Source organism: Microbispora triticiradicis, assembly GCF_005864065.1.
In the GTDB taxonomy this organism is placed as follows: domain Bacteria; phylum Actinomycetota; class Actinomycetes; order Streptosporangiales; family Streptosporangiaceae; genus Microbispora; species Microbispora triticiradicis.
Genome location: NZ_VANP01000003.1, coordinates 1 through 23,476, shown reverse-complemented (window position 1 = coordinate 23,476; position 23,476 = coordinate 1). Strand labels below are relative to the sequence as shown.

19 protein-coding genes and 1 pseudogene are annotated in these 23,476 nt (G+C 72.6%); 10 read left to right on the top strand and 10 right to left on the bottom strand.

The window, feature by feature from the left end:
• Window positions 1-10: 10 nt before the first annotated feature.
• The 3 genes and pseudogenes from FED44_RS08285 to FED44_RS37165 all read left to right on the top strand — a co-directional run.
• Window positions 11-823, top strand: a complete 813-nt coding sequence (locus FED44_RS08285) for a glycosyltransferase (protein ID WP_111699436.1) — start codon at window positions 11-13, stop codon at window positions 821-823.
• Window positions 801-1,952 carry a glycosyltransferase family 4 protein gene (locus tag FED44_RS08280; RefSeq protein ID WP_138460293.1) on the top strand — a complete coding sequence of 384 codons (1,152 nt, stop codon included), beginning with the start codon at window positions 801-803 and terminating at the stop codon, window positions 1,950-1,952. Before FED44_RS08285 ends, FED44_RS08280 begins: the two co-directional genes overlap by 23 nt.
• Window positions 1,949-5,185: pseudogene (locus tag FED44_RS37165) on the top strand (alpha-(1->3)-arabinofuranosyltransferase domain-containing protein); the annotation flags it as partial. The gene FED44_RS08280 and the pseudogene FED44_RS37165, both read left to right, overlap by 4 nt.
• Before the next feature lie 984 nt (window positions 5,186-6,169).
• On the opposite strand, the gene FED44_RS37160 reads toward FED44_RS37165, so the two are convergent.
• The gene (locus tag FED44_RS37160; RefSeq protein ID WP_138460291.1) at window positions 6,170-7,405 is read right to left on the bottom strand and encodes an acyltransferase family protein; all 1,236 of its coding nucleotides are present in this window, start codon (window positions 7,403-7,405) and stop codon (window positions 6,170-6,172) included.
• A gap of 206 nt (window positions 7,406-7,611) precedes the next feature.
• On the opposite strand from FED44_RS37160, the gene pgfA reads away from it, so the two are divergent.
• A complete protein-coding gene (pgfA, locus tag FED44_RS08265) occupies window positions 7,612-8,553 on the top strand; it encodes a cell envelope lipid trafficking protein PgfA (RefSeq protein ID WP_138460290.1) in 942 nt (313 codons plus the stop codon).
• A complete protein-coding gene (locus tag FED44_RS08260) occupies window positions 8,550-9,311 on the top strand; it encodes an aspartate/glutamate racemase family protein (RefSeq protein WP_138460289.1) in 762 nt (253 codons plus the stop codon). The genes pgfA and FED44_RS08260 overlap by 4 nt, the downstream gene beginning before the upstream one ends.
• Window positions 9,312-9,319: 8 nt before the next feature.
• On the opposite strand, the gene FED44_RS08255 is transcribed toward FED44_RS08260, so the two are convergent.
• Both FED44_RS08255 and FED44_RS08250 read right to left on the bottom strand, forming a co-directional pair.
• Window positions 9,320-10,477 carry a S1 family peptidase gene (locus tag FED44_RS08255; protein ID WP_138460288.1) on the bottom strand — a complete coding sequence of 386 codons (1,158 nt, stop codon included), beginning with the start codon at window positions 10,475-10,477 and terminating at the stop codon, window positions 9,320-9,322.
• A gap of 115 nt (window positions 10,478-10,592) precedes the next feature.
• A complete protein-coding gene (locus FED44_RS08250; protein ID WP_111699443.1) occupies window positions 10,593-11,552 on the bottom strand; it encodes a LysR family transcriptional regulator in 960 nt (319 codons plus the stop codon).
• Window positions 11,553-11,701: 149 nt separating this feature from the next.
• Between FED44_RS08250 and FED44_RS08245 the strand changes: the two genes are divergently transcribed.
• Window positions 11,702-12,907, top strand: a complete 1,206-nt coding sequence (locus tag FED44_RS08245; protein WP_138460287.1) for a damage-control phosphatase ARMT1 family protein — start codon at window positions 11,702-11,704, stop codon at window positions 12,905-12,907.
• A 47-nt stretch (window positions 12,908-12,954) separates the two neighbouring features.
• On the opposite strand, the gene FED44_RS08240 is transcribed toward FED44_RS08245, so the two are convergent.
• From FED44_RS08240 to map, 4 genes are all read right to left on the bottom strand, one after another.
• On the bottom strand, window positions 12,955-13,230 hold the full coding sequence (locus tag FED44_RS08240; RefSeq protein WP_187406055.1) for a hypothetical protein: 276 nt from the start codon (window positions 13,228-13,230) through the stop codon (window positions 12,955-12,957).
• A complete protein-coding gene (locus FED44_RS08235) occupies window positions 13,227-13,940 on the bottom strand; it encodes a VC0807 family protein (protein ID WP_208758892.1) in 714 nt (237 codons plus the stop codon). Before FED44_RS08235 ends, FED44_RS08240 begins: the two co-directional genes overlap by 4 nt.
• A 132-nt stretch (window positions 13,941-14,072) precedes the next feature.
• Window positions 14,073-14,711: a LysE family translocator gene (locus FED44_RS08230; protein ID WP_111699474.1), complete on the bottom strand. Its 639-nt coding sequence runs from the start codon at window positions 14,709-14,711 to the stop codon at window positions 14,073-14,075.
• A gap of 98 nt (window positions 14,712-14,809) precedes the next feature.
• Entirely contained in the window at window positions 14,810-15,577 is a 768-nt protein-coding gene (map, locus tag FED44_RS08225; protein WP_138460286.1) for a type I methionyl aminopeptidase, read from the bottom strand.
• A gap of 67 nt (window positions 15,578-15,644) precedes the next feature.
• Here map and FED44_RS08220 point away from each other — a divergent pair, with 67 nt between their 5' ends.
• A complete protein-coding gene (locus FED44_RS08220) occupies window positions 15,645-15,923 on the top strand; it encodes a helix-turn-helix domain-containing protein (RefSeq protein WP_138460285.1) in 279 nt (92 codons plus the stop codon).
• Window positions 15,924-16,106: 183 nt separating this feature from the next.
• The gene (locus FED44_RS08215; protein ID WP_111699447.1) at window positions 16,107-16,676 is read left to right on the top strand and encodes a hypothetical protein; all 570 of its coding nucleotides are present in this window, start codon (window positions 16,107-16,109) and stop codon (window positions 16,674-16,676) included.
• On the opposite strand, the gene FED44_RS08210 is transcribed toward FED44_RS08215, so the two are convergent.
• Complete coding sequence (locus tag FED44_RS08210; protein WP_138460284.1) at window positions 16,580-17,542, bottom strand: LysR family transcriptional regulator; 963 nt, start codon at window positions 17,540-17,542, stop codon at window positions 16,580-16,582. The genes FED44_RS08215 and FED44_RS08210 overlap by 97 nt on opposite strands.
• A 76-nt stretch (window positions 17,543-17,618) precedes the next feature.
• Between FED44_RS08210 and FED44_RS08205 the strand changes: the two genes are divergently transcribed.
• Window positions 17,619-18,566 (top strand): threonine ammonia-lyase, encoded by a 948-nt coding sequence (locus FED44_RS08205; RefSeq protein ID WP_138460283.1) that lies wholly within the window; start codon window positions 17,619-17,621, stop codon window positions 18,564-18,566.
• 43 nt (window positions 18,567-18,609) lie between these two features.
• On the opposite strand, the gene FED44_RS08200 is transcribed toward FED44_RS08205, so the two are convergent.
• Complete coding sequence (locus tag FED44_RS08200; RefSeq protein ID WP_138460282.1) at window positions 18,610-19,362, bottom strand: hypothetical protein; 753 nt, start codon at window positions 19,360-19,362, stop codon at window positions 18,610-18,612.
• 29 nt (window positions 19,363-19,391) lie between these two features.
• A complete protein-coding gene (locus tag FED44_RS08195; protein WP_111699451.1) occupies window positions 19,392-21,221 on the bottom strand; it encodes a substrate-binding and VWA domain-containing protein in 1,830 nt (609 codons plus the stop codon).
• A 402-nt stretch (window positions 21,222-21,623) separates the two neighbouring features.
• On the opposite strand from FED44_RS08195, the gene FED44_RS08190 reads away from it, so the two are divergent.
• Window positions 21,624-23,000 carry a pectate lyase family protein gene (locus tag FED44_RS08190; protein WP_138460281.1) on the top strand — a complete coding sequence of 459 codons (1,377 nt, stop codon included), beginning with the start codon at window positions 21,624-21,626 and terminating at the stop codon, window positions 22,998-23,000.
• The last annotated feature ends 476 nt before the right edge of the window (window positions 23,001-23,476 follow it).

The following is a 23,476-nucleotide window of genomic DNA, read 5'->3' as shown; positions in this document are numbered from 1 at the left end:
CCGCCCCGCCGTGCCCGCCCCCCAGCCTCGGCAGGAGGCCCGTCCCCTGCTGGAGATCGTGGTCCCCGCCCGCAACGAGGAGGCGCGGATCGCCAGGGGACTGACGGAGCTGTGCGAGAGACTCGCCGCGCTGCCGTACCCCGCGCGGATCGTCGTCGTGGACAACGCCAGCACCGACGCGACGCCGGACGTCGTGCGCGCCCTGCCCCCGCGTACGACGCCGATCCGGCTGATCCGCTGTGAGACGCGCGGCAAGGGCGCGGCGGTCCGGGCCGGGCTGCTCGCCACCACCGCGCCTCTCATCGGGTTCTGCGACGTGGACATGGCCACCGACCTCGCCGCCCTCGACACGGTGGTCCGGCTGCTCGGCGCCGGGCAGCCCGCGGTCATCGGCTCCCGCGCCGCGCCGGGCTCGGTCGTCGAGGCGCGGCACAGCCGGGTGCGCAGGCTGGGCGCCTGGGTCTTCCGCGCCCTGGCCCGCCGGGTCACCGGCCCCATCGGGGACACCCAGTGCGGGTTCAAGTTCTTCCACGGCGACCTCGGCCGCAGGGCCGCCCGGCGACTGCGCACGACCGGATTCGCCTTCGACGTGGAACTGCTGGCCCACGTGCACCTGCTCGGGGCCGGCGTCCGGGAGATCCCGGTGGCCTGGAGGGACGTCGGCGGCTCGACGTTCTCGTGCTGGCGGCACAGCTGGGGGGTCTTCCTGCAGATCGCGGTCATCTGGGTCAGGACGCGGCCCGGCGGCCGCGCGGCCCGCCCCCGTCTCTCCCTGTCCTCCGATCACGCGTCATCCGATCATGCTTCCTCCGTCACCGCCTGACCCCTGCCGCGCCGGCCTGCGTGTCGCCCTCGTCAACTGGCGCGATCCCTGGCACGAGCGGGCCGGGGGCGCCGAGGCGTACGCCTGGGAGATCGGCAGGCGGCTCGCGGAGCAGGGGGCGGACCTCACGTTCCGCACCGCGCGCGGCCCCGGGCAGGCGGCCGCCGAGAGCGTGGCGGGGATCAGGATCGTCCGCGGTGGCGGCACCTTCACCGTGTACGCCCGTGCGGCGGCGTGGCTGTTGCGTCGCCGCCGCGAGTTCGACGTGGTGATCGACTGCCAGAACGGGATCCCGTTCTTCACCCCGCTGTTCGTGCCGCGGTCGGTGCGGGTGCTGTGCGTCGTGCACCACGTCCACGACGCGCAGTTCGGCGTGCACTTCCCCGGCTGGCTCGCCCGGCTGGGGCGGTTCCTCGAAGGCCCGGCGGCCCGCCGGGTCTACCGGCGGCACCTCTGCGTGGCGGTCTCCCCGTCCACCGTCGAGGCCATGCGGCGCAGGCTCGCCTGGACGGGGCCGATCACCGTCGTGCCCAACGGCGGGCACCCGCCCCGGCAGGCCCGCCACGAACGGACCGAGCGGCCCTCCCTCGTCTGCGTGGGGAGGATGGTGCCCCACAAGCGGATGGAGCTCGTCGTCGGCCTCGCCGAGACGCTGCGCGCGGAGTGGCCGGATCTCACCGTCGACCTGGTCGGCCGGGGTCCCGAATTCGGGCGCCTCACCGCCCTGGTGGCCGAGCGCGGGCTCACCCACGTCGTACGGCTGCACGGGCACGTCCCGGAGGAGGAGAAGGAGCGGCTCGTCGGCCGGGCCTGGGCGCATCTGTCCGCGTCCCAGGGCGAGGGCTGGGGGCTGAGCGTGCTGGAGGCGGCCGCGCTCGGCGTGCCGACGGTCGCCTTCGACGTCGACGGCCTGCGCGACGCCGTACGCGACGGGCGTACGGGCTGGCTGGCGGGGGAGGGCCGGTCGCTGGCCAAGGTGACGTCGGAGGCGCTCGCGCTGCTGTCCGACCCCGCCCGGGCGGCCGATGTCGCGCGGGAGTGCCGCGCCTGGGCGGCCGGGTTCACCTGGGACCGCAGCGCCGCGATGTTCGCCGGGCTCCTGCCGGACGCGCCACGGAAGGGCCGATGAGCAGCCTCCCGGACAGCCATACGAGCAGTCACCCGAGCAGCCCCATGAGCAGCCCCATGAGCGGCGCCATGAGCGGCCACCCGAGCGGCGCCATGAGCGGCCACCAGAGCAGCCCCATGAGCGGCGCCCGGATGCGGAACCGGCTGCGTCTGCTGGCCGCCGCGCTCCTGCTCGTCGCACTCGTGTTCCGCACCAGGCCCGGTGAGCTGCTGGCCGACACGAAGATCGACCTGACGGTCGCGCCCGCGGCGTTCCTCGGGCGGGCGCTCGGCCTGTGGGACCCGGCGCAGTTCGGCCAGTTGCAGAACCAGGTCTCCGGCTATCTCTTCCCGATGGGCCAGTTCTTCCTGGGCGGGAAGCTGCTCGGGCTCGACGGGTGGGTGGTCCAGCGGCTGTGGATGGCGCTGCTCGCCGTGACGGCCTTCGCCGGGATGAACCGGCTCGCGGCCCGGCTCGGGATCGGGACGCCGGAGACCCGCCTCGTCGCCGCGCTCGCCTTCGCGCTGGCGCCCCGCGCGGTGTCCGACCTCGGAGTGCTGTCGGCCGAGGTGCAGCCGATGGCGCTGCTGCCCTGGATCCTGCTGCCCCTGGTCACCGCCGCGCGCGGCGGCAACCGGATGGTCTGCGCGGCCCGCTCGGCGTTCGCGGTGGCGTTGTGCGGCGGGGTCAACGCGGTCGCGGTGGGCGCGGTCCTCGTCGTCCCGGTGCTGTTCGTCGCCACCCGCGACCGGGAGGTCCGGCGGGTGCGACTGCTGGCCTGGTGGCTGGCGGGGGTGGCCGCGGCGACCCTGTGGTGGACCGTCCCGCTGCTGCTCATGGGCAGGTACGCGTTCTCGTTCCTGCCCTACACCGAGAGCGCGGCGACGACCACCCAGGTGACCTCGCTGCCGAACATCCTGCGCGGCACCGCGGACTGGGTGGCCTCGATCACGGGCGGTGCGGGCCCGGGAATGCCGGTCGGCTTCGAGCTCACGCACGCGACCTGGGCGGCCGTGGCGACGTGCCTGCTGGCCGCGGTCGGGCTGGCCGGCGTGCTGCGGGCCGACGTCCCGCACCGGCTGTTCCTGACGCTGACGCTGCTCGCGGGCCTGTTCGTCATGTCGGCGGGCCACCTGGGCGCGCTGGAGTCGCCGCTCGCCCCGGCGATCCGCGAGCTGATCGACGGTCCCCTCGCGCCGCTGCGGAACCTGCGCAAGTTCGACCCCGTGGTGCGTCTGCCGCTCGCCCTCGGCATCGCCCACGTGCTCGCCGCCGTACGGCGTCCCGACGCGAGGGCACAGTCCAGGACACAGCTCGGGGCGCGATTCAGGGCGCGGCTCCTCACCGCCGGAGTGGTGGCCGCGCTGGCGGGGATCACGCTGCCCGTCATCCAGCTCGGGCTGGCCGGGCCGGGGACGTTCCGGGAGATTCCCGGCTACTGGCACGAGGCCGCCCGATGGCTGAACGGCCGGGCCGGCGACCAGGCGGTGCTGGCGCTGCCCGGGTCCGCGTTCGGGGAGTACACCTGGGGACGGCCGCTCGACGAGCCCATGCAGCAGCTGTTCACGGTGCGCTGGGCCGAGCGGCAGATCGGGGCGGCGGGCTCGACCGGGCTCACGAGGGTGCTCGACGCGGTGGACCGGCAGGTGGCCGCCGGGCGCGGGTCCCCGGGCCTGCGCGAGGTGCTGGCCCGCCTCGGCGTCCGGTTCCTCCTGGTGCGCAACGACCTGGACCGCCGCGCCATGGAGGGCACCCTTCCCGCCCGCGTGCACCAGGCGCTCGCCGACACCGGCGGCATCTCCAGGGTCGCCTCGTTCGGCCCCGACGTCGGGTCGAGCTGGGACATGGACGACGCCGTGCTGGGCCAGGACCCGGCCTACCCCGCGCTGGAGGTGTACGAGGTCGGCGGCGCCGCCGGCGTCGTCTCGCTGCTCCCGGCCGGTGACCTGCTGCGCGTGTACGGCGCTCCGGAAGGGCTGCTCGACCTCGCCGACCACGGCCTGCTGAGCGGGCGGCCTACCGTGTTGAACGCGGACCCCGGCGACGCCCGTGAGGCCGTCGTCACCGACTCGCTCCGCCGCAGGCAGCGGCACTTCGGCACCATCCGGAGGGGCGTCTCGCCGACGCTCGCCGATGGGGAGTCGCCGCCGAGGACCGGGGTCGTGGACGACTACCTGGAGCCGGGCTGGGCGCCGTTCTCCGCCACCGCCGCCTACACCGGCATAGCGGGCGTGTCGGCCTCCTCGTCGGCCTCCGACCCGGGAACGATCGCCATGCCGCAGTCGCCCGGCCGCCTCCCGTACGCCGCCCTCGACGGGAACCCCTGGACGATGTGGCGGTCGGGCGGCACGGACGGGCCGCTCGGCCAGTGGATCAGGGTCGACTTCGAGCGGCCGCTGCGGCTCACCCGGATCGGGGTGCGGTTCGTCACCGATCCGGTCCTCGGGCCGCCGCCCGTCCGGGTCGCTGTGGAGACCGCGGCCGGCCGCGTCGAGCAGGACCTCACGGATGGGTCGGGCACTGACGCCCAGAGCCTGCGGGTGCCCGACGGGCCGTCGTCCTGGCTGCGGCTGCGCGTCCTGCGGCTGGCCGAACAGCCGGAGGACGCGTCCGGCTCTCCCTTCGGCAGCTCGGTCGGCATCGCGGAGATCACCGTTCCCGGCCTCGCCGCCGGCCGGACGTACCGGTCGCCCGACGTCTCCGGGCGGACCGCCGGGACGCCCACGACGTACGTCATGACGAGGGCGGCGGGAGAGGAGCCGCCCTGCGTGCTCGGGCCGGTCCGGTGGCTGTGTCAGCCGTCGGCGGAGCGGCAGGGAGAGGAGGGCTACACCTTCGACCACACCGTCACCGTCCCCGCCGCCGGCTCTCCGACATTGACCGGCCGGGCCGTGCTGCGGGACGCCGCCGCCATCGACCGGTACGCGCGACTGACTGAATTTCCGCAGGTGAGCGGGTCGAGTGTGGCCGTCGACCAGCCGGTGGCGGCGGCCAGGTCGGCCTTCGACGGCGACGCGCGCACCACCTGGATCAGCGGCGAGAACGACCGCCATCCGGAGCTGTCGATCCGGTGGGCGAAGGCCAGGACGGTCGGCCGGATCGTCGTCCAGCGCCCCAGGGGAGCGCGCCCGTGGACGTCGGTGCTGCTCACGGCGGGCGACGGCAGCGTGCGCGGCGGCTGGCACGACGACGAGGGCGAGGTGCGGTTCCGCCCGGTGAAGACCGACCGCCTGCGCATCCAGTTCTCCCCGGCGGCCCCGCCGCTGCAGGTCACCGACGTGCTGGTCGACGGGGTCCGGCCGCTGCCGGACATCGCCGGGGTTCCGTTCACACTCGACTGCGGCTTCGGGCCCGCTCTGACGATCGGCGGCGAGCGGGTGGCGACCCGGGTCGAGGGCGTCTACGGCGACGTGCTGACCGGGCGCCCGCTGCGCTTCACCTCCTGCGGCGAGGTGCGCGTCGCCGCGGGCGCCAACCGGATCCGGGCCGTGCCGCTGGACCCGTTCCGGGTGGACTCCGTCGTGCTGGACCCCGTCGTACTGGACCCCGCCGTACTGGATCCCGTCGTACTGGACTCAGCACACCCCACCGTTTCGAAGCCCTCCGGAAGGGTCTCGGTCGAGTCCTGGGGCGCCTCGCGCCGCACGGTGTCCGTCTCGGCGGAGGCCGACGCCTACCTGGTGGTGGGGGAGAACTTCAACCCGGGCTGGACCGCCACCGTGGCGGGGCGCGCCCTGACGGCCGTGCGGATCGACGGCTGGCGGCAGGCGTGGCGGGTCCCCGCGGGCACGTCGGGGGTCGTCCGGCTCGACTACACGCCCGACCGGGTCTACCGCGTCGTGCTGGTCGCGGGCCTCGCCGGTCTGCTCCTGGTGGTGTGCCTCGCGACGCGTCCGGTTCGGCTGCGCGCCCCGCGGACCGTACGGACCAGGGCGGGGGCGGTGGACCGGCGGCTGCTGCCTGCGGCGGCGGCCGCGGCGGGGTGGTGGATCGCCGGTCCCGCGGGCCTCGCGGTGGTCACCGGTTGCGTTCTCGCCGCCCTGTGGGGAAGGCCGGCGCTCGGCCGTCTCCTGCGGTCGCCGCTGCCGGCGGTTTCGCTGCCTGTGGTGTCGCTGCCTGTGGTGTCGATGTCGGTGGTGTCACTGCTCGTGCCCGCCGGAGTGCTGGCGACCCTCTCGTGGGGCGACTCCTGGCAGCAGCGGGCCGCGCAACTGCTCTGCCTTCCCGTTGTCTCGGCGCTACTGGTCGGGCTCGCGGCGCCTACGGCGGCCGAGTCGAAGCCCGAGTCGCCGGGCGGGCTGCTCGACGAGGAAGTGGCTCAGGACGGCGACCAGGACCGAGACGGGCACGACCACGAGCAGCACCGGCCAGAACCCGCCCGTTAGGGGCTTCATGTCCGCGAGCCGGTAGAGAGCGGCGATCACCAGCACGTGCCACAGGAACAGGCTGTAGGAGACACGGCCGAGGAAGCGCATCACCGGGTTGCCCAGTGCCCTGTCGGCGAAGCTCGCCCGTCCGTCCGAGAGCGCCAGGGGCGCGACGAGGAAGACCGCCGTGATCCCGTAGAGCGCGGTCTTGAAGCACGAGGCCCAGAACGTGTCCCCGCTCAGGGTCCTGGGACCGGTCAGCTCGGTGCTCGCGACGACGAAGGTCAGCGCGGAGATCAGCCAGCAGGGACCGGCGGAGGACCCGAGCGCGCGGCACAGCACGCTCACCCGGCCGCTCGGCCGCGCCTTCGCCCAGGCGGCGAGCAGGGAGACGGCCATCCCCAGGGAGAACCACAGCAGGTAGCGTGGCAGGTGCATGCCCATCGTCGGCTTCCAGGTGGGCCAGAAGGTCAGGGCGATGTAGGCGAACGAGACCGAGCCGAGAAGGGCGAGCGCCACCAGGGCGCGGGAACCTCTCCGGTCCACGTCACCGTCCCGGCGCGTCGCGAGGAACGCGACCCCCGCGCCGAACAGCGGGAGCGCCAGGTAGAAGGTCGCCTCCACCGGGAGGGTCCACATCTGGTAGAGCCCCTCGGGGCCGGTCCCGGTCCACCAGGGGTCGGGATCGTAGATCGAGAGCAGGCCGAGCCATTCGACCCACGTCCGCACCGAGCCCAGCCGCGCGGAGTGGAACGCGACCAGCCCGGCGATCACCGCCACCCAGTAGGCCGGAAGCACGCGGAGCGCGCGCCGCCACAGGTAGACGCGTACGTCGGGGCGTCGCCCCGAGCCGAGGAGAGCGGCCGCCCAGGGGCGGTAGAGAAGCAGGCCGGAGAGCACGAAGAAGATCGCGACGCCCACGTCGCCGTGGGCGACGAGCCAGGAGAACTCCGTGTCCCCGTACATCTCCCCGGTGACCGAGGCGACGTGCAGCGTCAGCACGAGCAGCGCGGCGACCGCCCGGATTCCGTCGAGGGAGTTCAGATGACCGCCGTCGCCGGGGACCGGTCCCGCGGGCGTGTCGAGGTCGACCTGCGTGGCGGTCAAAACTGATCACTCCGGCACATAGGCGTACGATCGGCACACTTTATCTCAGGTCCGGCGCCGCAGACGTCCGTAAATAGAACGTGTTCTTATCGATTTGGCGGCCGTCGCTGGCGGCGGTCACGAGCCCGCACTACGATACGCGGGCCAACCAGACGAATTCGGCATAACAGGTTCCAGGCCGTACTGGGGAGATCCCGGAGGACTTGATGAGACGGACCGGTGGACTCGTTCTCCTCGCGCTAGGGGTGTTCTTCGTCGTGCTGGCTCCGCTGCTCCGCTTCTGGGCGGCGGACCGGCTCGTGCACGCGCCCGCGGACCAGGACAGCACGACGGAACTGAGCGCGCCGAACGCCCGTTACTTCAGCGTCGCCGACATGAAGGTCCTCACCGGGAACCTCGCCATCACCGTGACCACCCGCGGCGACACGGCGGAGTCGGCCGGCGACCACGTCGTGTGGGACCAGTTCACCAACGTCAACGACGTCACCAACGAACGCCGCGGCATCTCATTCAGCCTGTTCCGCAGCGCCTTCAACAAGTACGACGGCACCGGGGTCAACTGCTGCCAGGTCAACGTGGACAAGACGCCGGTGCGGCTGCAGGGGCAGATCTTCCTGTTCCCCTTCGGGGTCGAGAAGAAGACCTACCCGGTCTACAACCCCGCCGCCAAGCAGGCCTTCCCGGCGGAGTTCGCCGGGGAGGAGGTGCTGGACGGGCTGCGGGTCTACCGGTTCGTGCAGAAGATCCCCCCGACGGTCACCGACACGCTCAAGGTGCCCGCCACCGTGCTCGGGATGAAGGGGAAGGGGGACAAGCAGGCCGAGCGCGTGTACGACGGCACGACCACCTTCTGGGTCGAGCCCGAGACCGGCCTGCCGGTGAAGCAGGAGCAGCGGCGCCACGAGGTGCTGAAGACCGTCGACGGTGTCGAGCGCACCCCCGCCCTCGTCGGTACCGCGACCTACACCCCGGAGACGGTCGGCTCGCTCGTCCGCACGGCCAGGGACAACATGAACCAGATCGCGCTGCTCAAGACCACGATCCCGCTGGTCTCGCTGATCGTCGGTCTCGCGTTCCTCCTCGTCGGCGGCTGGCTCATGCGACCCGAGCGACCGGAGCGGTTCGAGTATTCGGAGCAGCCGTCGTGAGACATCTCGGCGTTCTCGCGCACAGCACGGGAGGAGCCGCCCTCTGCTTCCTCACGTTCTGCGAGGAGGGCTTCCACCGGACCGGCCGCAACGAGCATCCCGACATCACCCTGGACTACATCGCCTTCGGCTACAGCATGACCGCCTGGGAGGCGGGGGACCACGCGACCGTCCGCGCCACCCTGGCCAGGAGCGCCGATCGGCTCGCGCGGGCCGGCGCCGACTTCTTCGTCTGCCCGGACAACACCGCCCACCTGGCTCTGGAGGCGCCGGGACCGGACCTGCCGCTGCCGGGCCTGCACATCGCCGAGGTCGTCGCGGAACAGGCGGCGGCCGAGGGGCGCACGCGCGTCGGCGTCCTGGGCACCAGGTTCACGATGGACGGCCCGCTGTATCCCCGTGCGCTCGCCGCCCGCGGGATCGCCGCCGAACTGCCGGACGCCGGCGACCGCGACCTGGTCGACAAGGTCATCTTCACGGAACTGGTGAACGGCGTGATCAGCGAGGCGTCGCGCCGGGAGTACCTCCGGGTCATCGAACGGCTGGCCGCCCGCGGCTGCGACGCGGTCGCCCTCGTCTGCACCGAGATTCCGTTGCTGATCACGCCCGAGGTCTCCGCCCTGCCGACCCTGGACTCGACCCGTCTGCTGGCCCGCGCGGCCTACGAGGTCGCCGTCGGCGAGCGGCCGATGCCCGTCTGGCGCGGCGGCGGAACGCGGGAAGGCTCCCCCGCCGGTCGGGCGGAGGAGCCTTCCTGAGCTGGTGATCAGCCGGTGACCAGGGTGAGGCCGTAGACGGAGAGGATCTCGTTGACGGGCTGGAAGTAGGTGGTGCCGCCGCTGGAGCAGTTGCCGGAGCCGCCGGAGGTCACGCCCTGGGCCTGGCTGCCGGAGATGAACGAGCCGCCGGAGTCGCCCGGCTCGGCGCAGACGTTGGTGCGGGTCAGCCCGCTGACCGTGCCCTGCGAGTAGCGGACGCTGGCGTTGAGCTGCTGCACGGTGCCGCAGTGCCAGCCGGTGGTCGAGCCGGACCGGCAGATCGAGGAGCCGACGGCTGCCACGGAAGAGCCCTTCACGACGACGTTGCCGCCGCTGTAGTTGTTCACCCAGGGCCTGACGGTCCAGTTGCTGTTGACCGCCGCCCAGGAGTAGTCGTTGCCGGGGAACGAGTAGCCCTGGAAGGTGCCCATGAGGACGTGGTTGTAGCCGTACACGGTGCTTCCGGCGGTGGCGCAGTGCCCGGCGTCGACGAACCCGGGCGTGCTGCCCTTGCGCACGGAGAAGCCGATCGAGCAGCGGGCCGAGCTGCCGATGTAGTAGGCGTCGCCGCCGCGGATGTCGTAGAAGGTCTGCGGCGCTTCGCCCGACCGCTCGACGCGTACGGCCGACTTGTCGGCGCCGCTGGCCGCGACGAGCTTCTCCGCCGCGGCGGTGTCGGAGGCCAGCACGACCACGCTGTTGGTGCGCACGTCGACGTACCAGAGAGAGGCGGCGGAGGCGGGCGCGCCGGCGGCGGCCTTGTCCAGCGCGGCCGCGGTGGCGTCGAGGGCGCCCAGATTGCGGGAGACGACCGTCGGCTGCGCGCCCGCGGACAGGATGGCGCCCGCCTTCGAGGCGTCGGTGGTGGCGACGATCAGGCTGTCGGAGGTGACGCCGGAGACCCAGGATCCGGCGTAGGCGTCGCCGAGCGTGGCCCGGACCTTGGCGTCGGTGTTCATGGCCTTGGCCTCGTTGGCCAGGCGGGCGTTGGCCTGGTCGGCGCTGAGCCCGAGGTCGCGCTGCATCGCCTCGATCATGCCGGGCGACGGAGTGCCGATGGAAGAGGCGGAGGAGTTGCTCGGCTCGGCCAGGGCCGGGGTGGCGACCGTGGCGAGGGCCGTGACGGCCAGGGCGCATGCGGCGGTTACCGTGCGTCTGCGGAGCATGTGGGGCTCTCCTTGTCTTCGGGGGGTGCCGTCAACGTAACCGACCATCCGCGTCACGCGGATCTATCAGTTCGCCCCTATCACGGCGTTATGGAAAGCTCCTCCGCGAAGGATGTCACGGCACGGCACCATAGTCAGGATTGGTGACGAGCCAGTCCGCGTAGCGTGAGCTGCGCCTGACGGCGTCAGCGTACGCGGCTCGTGCCTGGGCCGCCACCACCGGCGCGGCCCGCGCGCCGATCGATCCCGAGTGCCAGCCGAGCAGGTGCCGCCAGCCCAGCGGAGCCCCCGCCAGCGGCATCATCACGAGCCCGGACGTGAGCTGGAACGTGGCCTGGCACAGGGCGACGGCCTTGCCGACGCCGACCAGGTGCAGGCAGGTGCCGACGTCCGTCTCGTAGATGGACTCGGGCACGAACCCGGCACGCGCGCAGGCGGTGGCGAAGCAGTCGGAGAAGCACCCGTCCCCCGGGGCCACCACCCAGCGCTCGTCGGCGAGGCGGGACAGCTCCAGTTCCTTCTCCCCGGCGAGGGGGTGCTCCTCGCCCAGGAGCACGAAGACCGGGTCCATGCCCACCGTGGTCCAGCTCATCGCGTCGGCCGGAGGCGGGGGGCTGTCGCCGCACCTGCCGAGGAGCACGAAGTCGAGCCGGCCGGCCGCGGCCAGCCCGGTCAGCTCGTCGGCCGACCAGGAGGTGCGGGTGGTGATCGGGATCCCGGGCTGCGCCGCGGTCAGCCGTTCGACGAGCCCGCCGAGTATGGGGCCGTGCGTGGCGCCGAGCCGGTAGCCGGGCAGTTTGACCGAGGTGTTGGCGAACCGTACGGCGTCCTCCTGGAGGTCGCGTACGGCGGGCAGCAGCACCCGCGCGCGGGCCAGCACCATCTCACCGAGGGGAGTGGGGCGGGCGCCGTTGCGGTCGCGTTCGAACAGCGGCCCTCCGAGTGAGCGTTCGATGCGTTTGAGCTGGGCGGTGAGGGACGGTTGGGCGAGGCCTAGCCGGGTGGCCGCCTTCGTGACGCTCCCGGCTTCGGCTACCGCGTGCACGATCCTGAGGTGGCGGATCTCCAGATCCATACCGGGAAACTACGGCGACAGTGGTATGGCCGCAATCCCACATTGTCATGAAATTTGACTTTAACGCGTGAGCAGAGGGGGCGGTGCGGCTCGTGCGGCGCCCTGCGCTTTACTGACGGTGGAGTGTCACGAGCGGGGGAGGACGCCGGATGAGCCGTGCCCTGGACGATGCCCGGGACGAGACGCCGGAGGCCGCGCCGATCCTCGGCAACGTCCCGGGGTCGTACGCGCTGAGCGTGTTCCGGGAGCGGCATCCCGTCCTGATCAAGCAGGTCAGGGAGGCGTTGCCGTACACACCGGACCGGCGGCGCGCGCTCGACCGGCTCCTCGGCGAGGTCGAGCGCGACGTCATGGAGCCGCTGGAGCCGTCCGCGCACGACGGCGCCGCCTGGGCCGAGTGGGGCCGCGGCAAGATCGGCGGCCGCTGGGTCGACGCGCCGTTCCTGTGGGCCGAGAGCTACTTCTACCGGAAGCTGCTGGAGGCCACCGGATACTTCGGCGACGGCCCGTGGCGGGGGGTCGACCCGTTCGGCCCCCTGAAGCAGGCCGAGCTCGACGGGCCGGACGTGGACGGAGAGCTCGCCGCGCTCGACGAGACCGCCGCGCTGTCCCCGGACGAGCGGGCCGAGGCGCTCCTGCTCGGCTCACTCTGGGGCAACCGCGCGGACCTCTCCCACGGCGCCACAGGCGCCGGCGGCGGCGAGCGGGCCACCGGCCTGGTCGTGGACGACGGCCCCCTGCTGCGGGCGCTGCTCGGCGACCTGGCTCCGGCGAGGATCTGCCTGGTCGCCGACAACGCCGGGCGGGAGCTGCTGCCCGATCTCGTGCTGGCCGACCATCTCCTCGCCCACGGGCAGGCGAGGGAGGTCGCGCTGCACGTCAAGCCGGTCCCCTACTTCGTGTCCGACGCCACGCCGTCCGACGTGCTCGCGTGCCTGCGGTGGCTCGCCGCGGCCCCCGGCCGGGCGGGGGAGGCCGGCGCCCGGCTCTGGGCGGCGACGGAGGACGGGCGGCTCACGCTGCGGGCGCATCCGTTCGCGTGCGCCCCGCTGCCGTACGCGGACATGCCGGACGACCTGCGCGGCGAGTTCGCGGCGGCCGACCTCACGATCATGAAGGGCGACCTGAACTACCGCAGACTGACCGGTGACCGGATGTGGCCCCCGGCCACCCCGTTCGCCGCGGTCACCGGCTACTTCCCCGGTCCGGTCGTCGCGCTCCGCACGCTGAAGTCGGACGCGCTCGTCGGCGTGCCCGAGCGCACCGTGGCCGAGCTGGACGCGACCGGCCGCGCCTGGCGCACCAGCGGCACCCACGCCATGATCCAGGGCCGCGGCGGTCCTCAGGTGGGCTAGAAGCAGGTAGCGGACCTGCTCGCCCTCGTCGCGGAGGCAGTCGCCGTTCAGCCGGGGCGGCTGGGCCGTGTCGTCGACGATGGCCCACGCCATGCCGCCACGTGCGCCTGCCCCTGTGTAGGCGCACGTGTGTGTTGGCGCACGTGCCGGGCGGCGACGCCGATCCGTTCCGGATCGCCGCCCGTGACGCGTACGGCGGTGCAGTTCAGCTCCTCGGCGACGACCCGCATCTCCTCCCGGACCGTCTCCGGGTCGAAGCTCTCCCGCGAGGTGTGTCCACCCGGGAGGAAACCGGTGTCGTAATTGATGCCTCTGCCTCTCATCGCCCACTCCTGGCCTCGATGCCGACCATCCCCATGATCGGCCCGGAACCGAACGCGCCCGCGAGCACAAGCCCCAGCGCGATGGCGGCGAGCAGCAGCACGTTGGACAGCCAGATCATCGTGGCGACCGGCAGCGTGAACGCGCCGACCAGCCGGACCACGCACTCGGCGAGCAGCACGCCGCCCCAGATCGCGCTGAACCTCCGCTCGGCCCGGCGGAACCGGGCCGAGCCCTCCGCGAGCCGCTCCCAGGCCGCCTCCTTCGCCGCGTTCCCCTGCGTGACGAACAGGCGCATGCCCGCGGTCATCACCGGCCGCCGCGTGAACGCCGAGAGCAGGATCGCCAGGCTGAGCACCCCGCTGAGACCGGAGTCCTTGGCGATCATCATCCGGGCGTCGCCGGTGAGGAAGCTCAGCGCGATGCCCGCCACGTTGACCACGAGCGTCAGCGCGGCCATGCCGTTCAGGGTCCGTTCGCGGACGATCCCGGCGATCACCCGGATGGCCGGGATCACCCCGCTCACGGCGAGCGCGGCGACCTCGCTCAGCCCGAACGCGCCGTGCAGGACGTAGTAGCAGGCGAGCGGCGCGGCGATGTCCAGCGCCAGCGGGACGAGCATCCGGCGGAGGTTGCCCTTCCGCGCCTGGGCGGCGTCCGGTGAAGCGGCCGAAGCGGCCGGGAGGGCAGGGGAGGTCAGGGTCTGCGTCATCGGCGCGGCTCCTCCGGGGGTGGGCGCTGGTGTCTTCCTGCGCCTCAAGCCTCCCGGAACCCGGTTCCGCCGGACAGATTCGCCGATCCCGACTCCGGCAGTACAAATGTCCCGGGTCGCACGACCGGCGGGTCAGGCCTTCGCGGCGCCCTCACGGGCCAGGGCGGCGACGACGCCGAGACCGAGGTAGACGACGCCGCTGCCCCGGTCGAGCCGCCGCCGGGCACGCGCCGACGACCGCAGCCGCCCGGCCAGCACCGAGGCCAGCAGCGCGTACGTGCCGTCGCTGGCCATGCCGAGCGCCACCCAGACGGCCCCGAGCACCAGCACCTGCGGCGCCACCGGCCCGCGCGCGGGATCGATGAACTGCGGCAGGAACGCCAGGAAGAACATCGCGGTCTTCGGGTTGAGCACGTTGACCACGAACCCCTCGCCGAACAGGCGGCTGTGCGAGGCGACCCTGACCTCGGCGGCCTCCGTCTCCGGCCGCCGCAGCAGCTTGCGTACGCCCAGGTAGACGAGGTAGGCGGCGCCGAGATACTTGACGACGGCGAACGCCGTGGCCGACGCGGCGAGCAGCGCGGTGATCCCGAGCGCCGCGGCGGCGATGTGCACCAGTGAGCCCGCGTGGACGCCGAGGACCGACACCAGCCCCGCCGTACGGCCCTGCGCGACGCTGCGGGTGACGATGTAGAGCACGGCGGGTCCAGGCACCACGAGCAGGGCGAGCGTGGCGGCGGCGAAGAGGGCGAGTGCGGGCAGCGTAGGCATGTCCGGATCGTACGGACGCCGCCCTCGTGCGGGCATCCCGATTTTTCGCGAACGCCCGGTCAGAGCGCCCAGTCAGGGCGCCCCTTCAAAGCGCCCGGTCAGAGCAGGGTGAGCACCCGGGGGCCGTCCTCGGTGATCGCGATCGTGTGCTCCATGTGGGCGGCCCGGCTGCCGTCGGTGGTGTGCAACGTCCAGCCGTCCGCCGCCGTGAGGTAGCCGTCCCGGCCGCCGGCGATGAACATCGGCTCGATGGCCAGCGCCAGGCCGTGCCGCAGCGGATAACCCCGCCCGGGGCGGCCGTGGTTGGGCACCGGCGGGTCCTCGTGCATCCGGCGGCCGATGCCGTGGCCGCCGAAGTCCCTCGGCATGCCGTACCCGGCGTCGCGGGCGACCGCGTCGATCGCCGCGGAGATGTCCCCGATGCGGTTGCCGACGGTCGCGGCGGCGATCCCCGCGTCGAGCGCCCGCCGGGTCGTGTCGATCAGCTCCACGTCACCGGCGCGGGGAGTGCCGACGACGAAGGTGACGGCGGCGTCGGCCGTCCAGCCGTCCAGTTCCGCCCCGCAGTCCACGCCCACGACGTCCCCGTCACGCAGCCGGTAGTCGCCCGGGACGCCGTGCACGATGGCGTCGTTGACGGACACGCAGATCACCGCGGGGAACGGGCTCGGCGCGAAGTGCGGCCGGTAGCCGAGGAAGGGCGAACGCGCCCCCGCCTCGCGCAGCACCTCCCGCGCCGTCTCGTCCAGTTCCCTGAGCCGCATCCCGACGGCCGCCGTCCGGCGCGCGGCGTCGAGCGCGCGGGCGACGACGCGCCCCGCCTCCCGCATCGCGTCCAGCGCTGCGTCGGTCTTGATCTCCACCATGACGCACCCCTCCAAGTGGCACCAATAACTATACCGGTATAAGTATCCCGGTATTAGTATCACAGTCATGGTGAGAGTGCCCCTGACCCCCGAGGAGCGGCAGCGGGGGGAGCGGTTCGGCGCCCTGCTCCGGCAGGCGCGTGGCGAACGCAGCATGATCGAGGTCGCCGCGGCGGCCGGGCTGTCGGCGGAGACGCTGCGCAAGATCGAGACCGGCCGCGCGCCGACCCCGGCCTTCTTCACGGTCGCCGCGCTCGCCGCCGCGCTGGGCCTGTCCCTGGACGAACTCGCCGCCGCCTGTGCGGAAGGCCCGAACGCCGCGGCGGAGTTTCGCCGGGCCGGCTGAATCTTTCACCGGCCCGCGGCCGCATCGCCCGGCCACCGGCGACCGTCTCGGGCGGCGTTCGCCCAGGTGGACCGGCCCGGCGGCGTGCCGTACGGCCGGTGGGACGAGGGTGGTGGGACGAGAGCGCCAGGCCGCGGTTCCTGTACAGGCCGCGGAGAAGAAACGACGCTGGGAGCACCGCCGGTGATCGCCGGATGGTCCTGCGTCTTCCTCGTGGAGGTGTCGATGCGACTCGCCCCCGCCCGCCTGCGTCGTGCGGCCGTTCTCGCGGCCGTCGTGGCCACGGCGTCCGCCGCGGCCGGGCTCGCCGGTCCGGGTGCGGCCGTCGCCGCTCAGGGAACAACGGTCTCCAGTTCCTCGTGGAGCCCCTCGCCGACCCCCACCGTCACTCCCACGCCCGGCGTCATCGTCTCGCCGTCGCACATCGCCGTGCCCGAGGGCGGCTCGGCGGTCATCCACGTACGGCTCAGCGGCCGGCCGTCGTACGGCTGGGTGACCGTCGACAGCGAGCGGCTGTCCGGTGACTCCGATCTGCTGATCGGCCCCCGGCTGCTCTTCCCCGCGGACACGTGGAGCACCTGGCAGACGCTCCTCGTCTTCGCGGAGGAGGACGCCGACTCGTCGAACGGCACCGCCACGTTCCTGTCCCGGATCAGTCAGCTTCCCGGCACCGGGACCGCCGTCTGGAGCGCCACGGAACTGGACAACGACGGCCCCACGCCGTCCCCCGCACCGTCGCCCGCGCCGAGCTGAGCCCGGAGCAGGGCGGCGACCAGGGCCGCCGTGGCGGGCGGGTCGGGCGGCTCGCCGTACGTGGCGGCGTGGACCCGGCGGGCCGGGCCCGGTAAATCGGAGGTCAGCACGTCCGGATGACGATGGGCCGACAGCGCCAGCCGGGGGAGGACCGCCACGCCCAGCCCGGCGGCGACCATCGCCTGCACGGCCACGTAGTCGTCCGTCGTGAACGAGACGCGCGGCTCGAAGCCCGCCTCGCCGCACAGCGCGAGCAGATGGGCGCGGCACCGCTCGCAGCCCGCGATCCAGGGGGCGTCGGCGTACGCCGCCAGGTCGCTTCCTGAGGCGGCCCCCAGAGGAGTGACGAGAAGGCTCGGATCGTCGAGCAGGTGGACCAGCCGGACGCCGTCGTCCTCGGGGCCGGTCCCGCCGTACCGGAAGACGACGGCCACGTCGACCTCGCCCGCCCGCAGCAGGCGCAGCGCCTCGGGTGGCTCGGCCTCCATCAGGCGCAGGTCCAGCCCGGGATGCTCCCTGGCGAGCCGCTGGGCGGCGGCGGGGACGAACGTGCCCAGGGCCGAGGGGAAGGCGGCCAGCCGTACGCGCCCGGCCCGCAGCCCGACGTGCGCGGACAGCTCGGCGGACGCCGCGTCGAGGCGGCCGAGGATCTCGGCGCCGCGTTCGGCGAGCAGGCGGCCCGCCTCCGTCAGGCGGACGCCGCGCCCCACCCGCTGCACCAGCTTGGCGCCCGTCTCCGCCTCCAGCCGGGCGAGGTGGTGGCTCACCGACGGCTGTGAGTAGTGCAGCTCGCGGGCCGCCGCCGTCACCGTGCCCGCGCGGGCCAGCGCGACGAGGACACGCAGTCGTACGACGTCGATCGTCATCTATCAACCATGTCTATCGGTTTCCTCGAACACTTCAGTTGGACGTATTCACCAGTGTGCGGCCACGCTGGTGCGTATGACAGGCATTCGCGACATTCTGGACGCTCGGCGGCTTATCGCCCACCAGCTCCCCGAGACGCCCATGTGGTCCTATCCGGTGCTCAACGCGGCGGTCGGCGTGGAGGTGTACGTCAAGCACGAGAACGTGCAGCCCACGGGAGCGTTCAAGGTGCGCGGCGGCATCACGCTGCTGGCCCGGATGGCCGACCGCGGTCGCGGGGTCGTCACGTACTCCACCGGCAACCACGCCCAGTCGATCGCGTACGCGTCCCGCCTGTACGGCGTGCCCTGCGCGGTGCTGATGCCGGACAACCCGAACCCGGCCAAGGTGGCGGCGGTCGAGGCGCTCGGCGCGACCGTCGAGGTCCGGGGCGCGACGATGGTGGAGACCGCCGGGCACGCCCGCGATCTCGCCGAGCGCACCGGGCGCAGGCTGATCGGCCCGGCCGACGAGCCGGACATCATCGCCGGGGTCGGCACGCTCTACGCCGAGATGTTCGCCGCCCGGCCGGACCTTGACGCGGTGTTCGTGCCCGTGGGCAGCGGCACCGGAGCCGCGGCGGCGTGCCTGGCCGCGGCCGCGCTCGCGCCCGGCTGCCGGGTGATCGCCGTCCAGTCGGCGCAGGCCCCCGCCGCGCACGACTCGTGGCGGCTGAACGCCCTGGTGAACCGGCCGGTCAAGACCGTCGTGGAGGGCCTCGCCACGGGCTCGGCGTTCGCGACGCCCCAGGCCGTGATGCGGGACCGGCTGGACGATTTCGTCCTGGTCGGCGACGACGAGATCCTGCGGGCCCAGCGGATGCTGCTCGGCGAGGCCCACACGCTCGCCGAGGGAGCGGGAGCGGCCGCCCTGGCCGGGCTGCTGGCCCGGCGCGAGGAGTTCGCCGGGCGGCGGGTCGCCGTCGTCTGCACGGGCGGCAACGCGGGCCCGAAGGAACTCGCCCGCCTCCTCGCCGCCCTCTGAGCCGCCCTCTGTGCCGCCCTTCGCGCCGCCCTTTGGGCCTCTGTCAGGGGCCGAGGTCGCGGCGGGTCGCCTCCTCGACCTCGTGCAGGCTCTGCCGGGTGAGTTCGAGCTCGGTCGTCAGGTCGTGCAGCGCCTGGCCGCCGCCGTCCGCGCCGCCGGAGGTCGCGGTCATGGCGGAGATCTCGACGGCCCGCGCGACCAGGCCCTCCAGGCTGATGGCGCCGGACTCCAGCCGGGCCAGCACCCGCTCCCGCGCGCCGGACAGCCGGCCGTACACCTCACGCTGCGCGTCCAGCGCGGCGATCGACCGGTCGAGCTCACCCGCGACCTCCTGACGTGCCGTACGGCGGGCCTGTGTGAGCCGGGCGCGTTCCTGGTCGAGGAAACGGGGGTCGAAACGGGCGAGCGCGGACCCGGTGACGGAGGCGTGCCCGGCCAGCCGCCGCAACGTGCCGACCGTGTCGTCCACCTGCGGGCGCATGTCCGCGATCCGGTCGAGCAGGATCTGCCCGCGCATCGAGCCGGCCAGGTCGGCGAACGACCCGGCGGCGCGCTCGGCCCGCCGCAGCCAGGCCTCCTCCGCGCTGCCGCGTGCTACCGGCGGCCCCTGCGGCTCGGGGCGGCTCTCGTCTCCTGTGGACTGCCACGCGGAGGCGAAGGCCTTGGTGAGCCACACCGCCACGCCGGCGACGGCCGCCCCCGCCGGATGGACGTCGACCGCCCAGGCCGCGCCGGCGGCCGTGGCGCCCAGGAGCAGCGCCCAGGGGTCGCGCAGTTCCTCGGTGAAGCGGGACAAGGGGGCTCCCGGTCAGAAGTCGGAGATCGTCAGAAGTTGGAGATGACGGCGGTGAACACCTGGTCGATGCTCACGGGCTTGCGGGAATCGTAGGCCGCCGCGTCGGTGCTCTGCGAGATGCGCCGCAGCACGTCGAGGTCGGCGTCGCCGCCGTACGCGATGGTGAACATGCGCACCGTGTCCTGGCCGGTCTCCTGACGCAGCTGCGGCAGCAGGTCGTCGAGGGAGATGGAGTTGTTGTCCTCGTTCTTGCCGTCGGTCAGGAACACGACCGCGTTGATGGCGTCGCCGCTCTGGTGCCGCAGCACCTCCTGGTACGACGCGAGGGCGGTGTCGTACAGGCCCGTGCCGCCGCTGGGGATCAGGCCCTGGATGCGGCTCTTGAGGCGCGACTGGTTGTTCCTGCCCATGGGCACGAGCTCGCGGTAGTCCTTCTCGCCGTCCTGCTTGAGGGAGAACATCCACAGGCCGACGCGGTCGTTCGGGCCGAACTGCGGCAGCGCGTTGACCGCGGCCTGCTTCGCGAGGTCGAGCTTGGTCTTGCCGGTGCCGGAGACGTCGGCGCCCATCGAGCCGGAGACGTCCATCACCATCAGCACGTTGGCGGGCTTGCGCAGCTCCGCCCAGCTTCGCAACATCCGGTCGAGCACCTGCGGGGTCGGGGTGCTCAGCGTGGTCGCCGGCTGCTTGGGGTCGAGGCCGTCGGCGGCCGTGATGTGGCCGGTCGGCTTGCCGTCGAACGACCGGAACGCGTACTTCGCGAACTCCTTCTGCTGGTCGGACGCCCGCAGGTACTTCAGGAAGTCGGCCGCCGCGGCCTTCTTCGCCGCGTCCGCCCAGGACAGCACGGCGTACGGATGGTCGGAGAAGAGCGTGCCCTCCTTGGGATAGATCGCCACCAGCGGGACCTTCGGCTTCGCGTGGTCGCCGAGTGTCTTCGGGTCGCCGGTCGGGTTGCCCTGGTTGTAGTCCCACACCGACTTCTCCTCCACGGTCACCGCGGAGATGTAGGACATGGCCGTTCCCGCGTCGTCGGCGCGCTGGAGGTTCGTCAGGAAGGTCAGCGTGGTGTCGCCGTAGTGCACGATGGACCGCTCGACGCCCTTGACGAAGTCGCGCGCCTTCGCCCCGGTGACGTCCCGCTCCGTGAGGTCGCCCGACAGCCCGGTGGCGGCGAAGTAGGCCCCGACGGTCGCGTTGAGGCCCGAGGTGGAGAAGTTCGGGTTCGTCTTGCCGAGGCGGAACCGGCCCCACTCGGGATGGTCGTACTTCGCCCAGCCCTTCGGGTCGTCGGCGAGATCGAGGACGTCCGACCAGCCGATCTTCTTCGACGGCCAGCCGAGCGCCTGCGCCATCGGCTTGGGCATCGCGATGACCAGCGGCGACTTGGCGATCGTGGGGTTGTCGGCGGAGGCCGGCGACTGCCGGTCGCCGCCCTCGACGCGGTGCCGCAGGAGGGCGACCCACCCGGCGGACGCGGGCGTCCACACGTCCGGCTTCGGCCCGTCCTGCCGCGCGTTCCAGCCGCGTGCCAGCGCCTGCATCGCGTCACCGGACGCCTTGGAGCTCACCACGACGTCCACGCACCGGCCGTCCACCTCGTGGCCGCTGTAGCTTTTGGCCATCGTGCGGAGCAGTTCGGCCTTGTCGCTGGAGGCGGAGACGGTCAGGGTGATCCCGTCGTCCCCGCAGGCACGTCCGGCCGAGTCGCCGCCCGCGTCGCCGCGGAAGGCTTTCCCGACGTCGGGCATCCCGCCGAACACCGTCTTGAGGCCGACGATGAGCGCTCCCGCCACGATGACCGCGACGATGAACGGGGCCACGCTGCGGCGGCGCTTCTGCTGCGGTGGGGGATACACGGATCTCCTTCATGTCAACGGGATACCGGTACTAATCCCGACGAACGGCGGATCACCTTAGTTGCCGATCATCTCGCCCCGCTAACACCGCGGTCATGTTCCCGTACGCGGCCGGCCGCGGCTTCGCGTCTCGAACCTGCAACTTTCAGGTGCGCGCTCCGGCCGATGAGGCCCCCTGTCAGGCAGTTCGCGGGATGCGGCCGCGGTGTCGAAGCGCTTCGTTGACCCGTCCCGTCCTCGTGGTTACGTTCACGCCACCACCACCCGTATGTAAACCGCATCCATGTAGCCGAACGAGGTCACCGCCTGGGATCCGCGCGCCTCATCTCGGCGCTGCCTGCTCGAACGCCGGTCGGCTGGACCGGTGTCGTCATCATCCTTGGGTTGAAAGGGGACAGGAAGATGTCCGTACGCAGACATCACGCGGCGTTACTTGGAGCGGTCACCGCGGTGGCCGCAGCCGCCGCCGGGCTCGTCGGAGTGACCTCCTCGGCGGCGAACGCCGCCTCGGGCTGCCGGGTCGACTACAAGGTCGCCTCGCAGTGGGACGGCGGGTTCGTCGCGGACATCGCGATCACCAACCTCGGCGACCCGCTGTCCAACTGGACCCTCGGCTGGTCTTTCGGGGCCGGCCAGACGGTCAGCAGCGGCTGGGGCGCCACGTTCGCGCAGAGCGGCGCCGGTGTCACCGCGACGAACCTCTCCTACAACGGGTCGATCGGCACCGGTGGCAGCACCTCGATCGGCTTCCAGGGGACGTCGGGCTCGTCCAACCCCGTGCCCACCGCGTTCACCCTCAACGGGGTGTCCTGCACCGGCGGGGTCACCGGATCGCCGTCCGGCCAGCCCTCCCCGTCGCGCACCCCGTCACCCAGTCCCTCACGCACCCCGTCACCCAGTCCGTCGCCCAGCCCGTCCCAGACCCCGGGCGGCAACGGCAGCGGCCTGGTCGGCTGGGCCACTCAGAACGGCGGAACCACCGGCGGCGGGAACGCGGGCACGGTCACGGTCAGCAGCGCCTCGGCCCTGACGAGCGCGATCCAGGGGACCACCGCCTCCGTGGTCCGGGTGTCCGGCACGATCTCGTGCTCGGGCATGCTCAGGGTGGGGTCGAACAAGACGATCGTCGGCGCCTCCGGGGCCACGATCGTCGGCTGCGGCCTGAACGTGTCGGAGGCCAAGAACGTGATCATCCGGAACCTGGTCTTCCGGGACTGGAGCGACGACGCGATCAACGTGCAGTACTCGACCAACGTGTGGATCGACCACAACACACTGTCGCACGGCTACGACGGCGCCATCGACGTCAAGCGGGCCAGCGACTTTGTGACCGTGTCGTGGAACCACCTCTTCAACCACGACAAGACGATGCTGCTCGGTCACAGCGACGACAACGGCGCGGAGGACCGCGGGCACCTTCGGGTGACCTACCACCACAACTGGTTCGACGGGACCACCCAGCGGCATCCGCGCGTGCGTTTCGGCAACCCGGTGCATGTCTTCAACAACTACTACAACCGCAACAGCGGGTACGGCGTCGCCTCCACCGAGGGGGCGGGTGTGCTGGTTGAGGGCAACTACTTCGAGAACGTGCAGGATCCCTACCACCGCGGTGAGGGGTCGTCGGCCCCGGGCAACCTCGTGGCGCGCAACAACTACCTGGTCGGCTCGGGAAGCGGGGACGCCGGCGGCAGCGTGGCCTCCATCCCCTACTCCTACTCCCTCGACACCCCGTCGAGCGTCAAGTCCGTCGTCACGGCCGGCGCCGGCGCGCGCTGAGCCCTCCCACACACCGGCCGCCGTCGTGTCCACGACGGCGGCCGGCGGTCGTTGCGGGGGCGCGCCCGCCGGGAGCGTCACACGTGTGTTTCATGAAACTTTCACCGCGATGGCCGCGGCACTTCGGCTCTCACCTGGTCGGACCCGCGGGCGGCCGGAGCGGACGGTGAGATGCCCGGTGCTGCGTTGACCCGTATCCGCGTGCTCCGTAACTTGGAGTCAGTTCCGATTCATGAATGCCGTTTACATTCATGAATTCCTCGTGGGACCAGGATTCATCCCCTCGGTCAGGGGTCCTGCACGACACGCAAGGAGCTCGGCCTTGAGAAGGAGCACCAGAAACGCAGCGGGGGTAGTCGGCGCCGTCGCCGGGGTCGTGGCCCTGGTCGGCGGTGTGTTCACCGGCGTCTCCAACGCCGCGCCGACCACCGGCGCCTACCGCATCGTCAACGGCGCCAGCGGCCTGTGCCTCACCG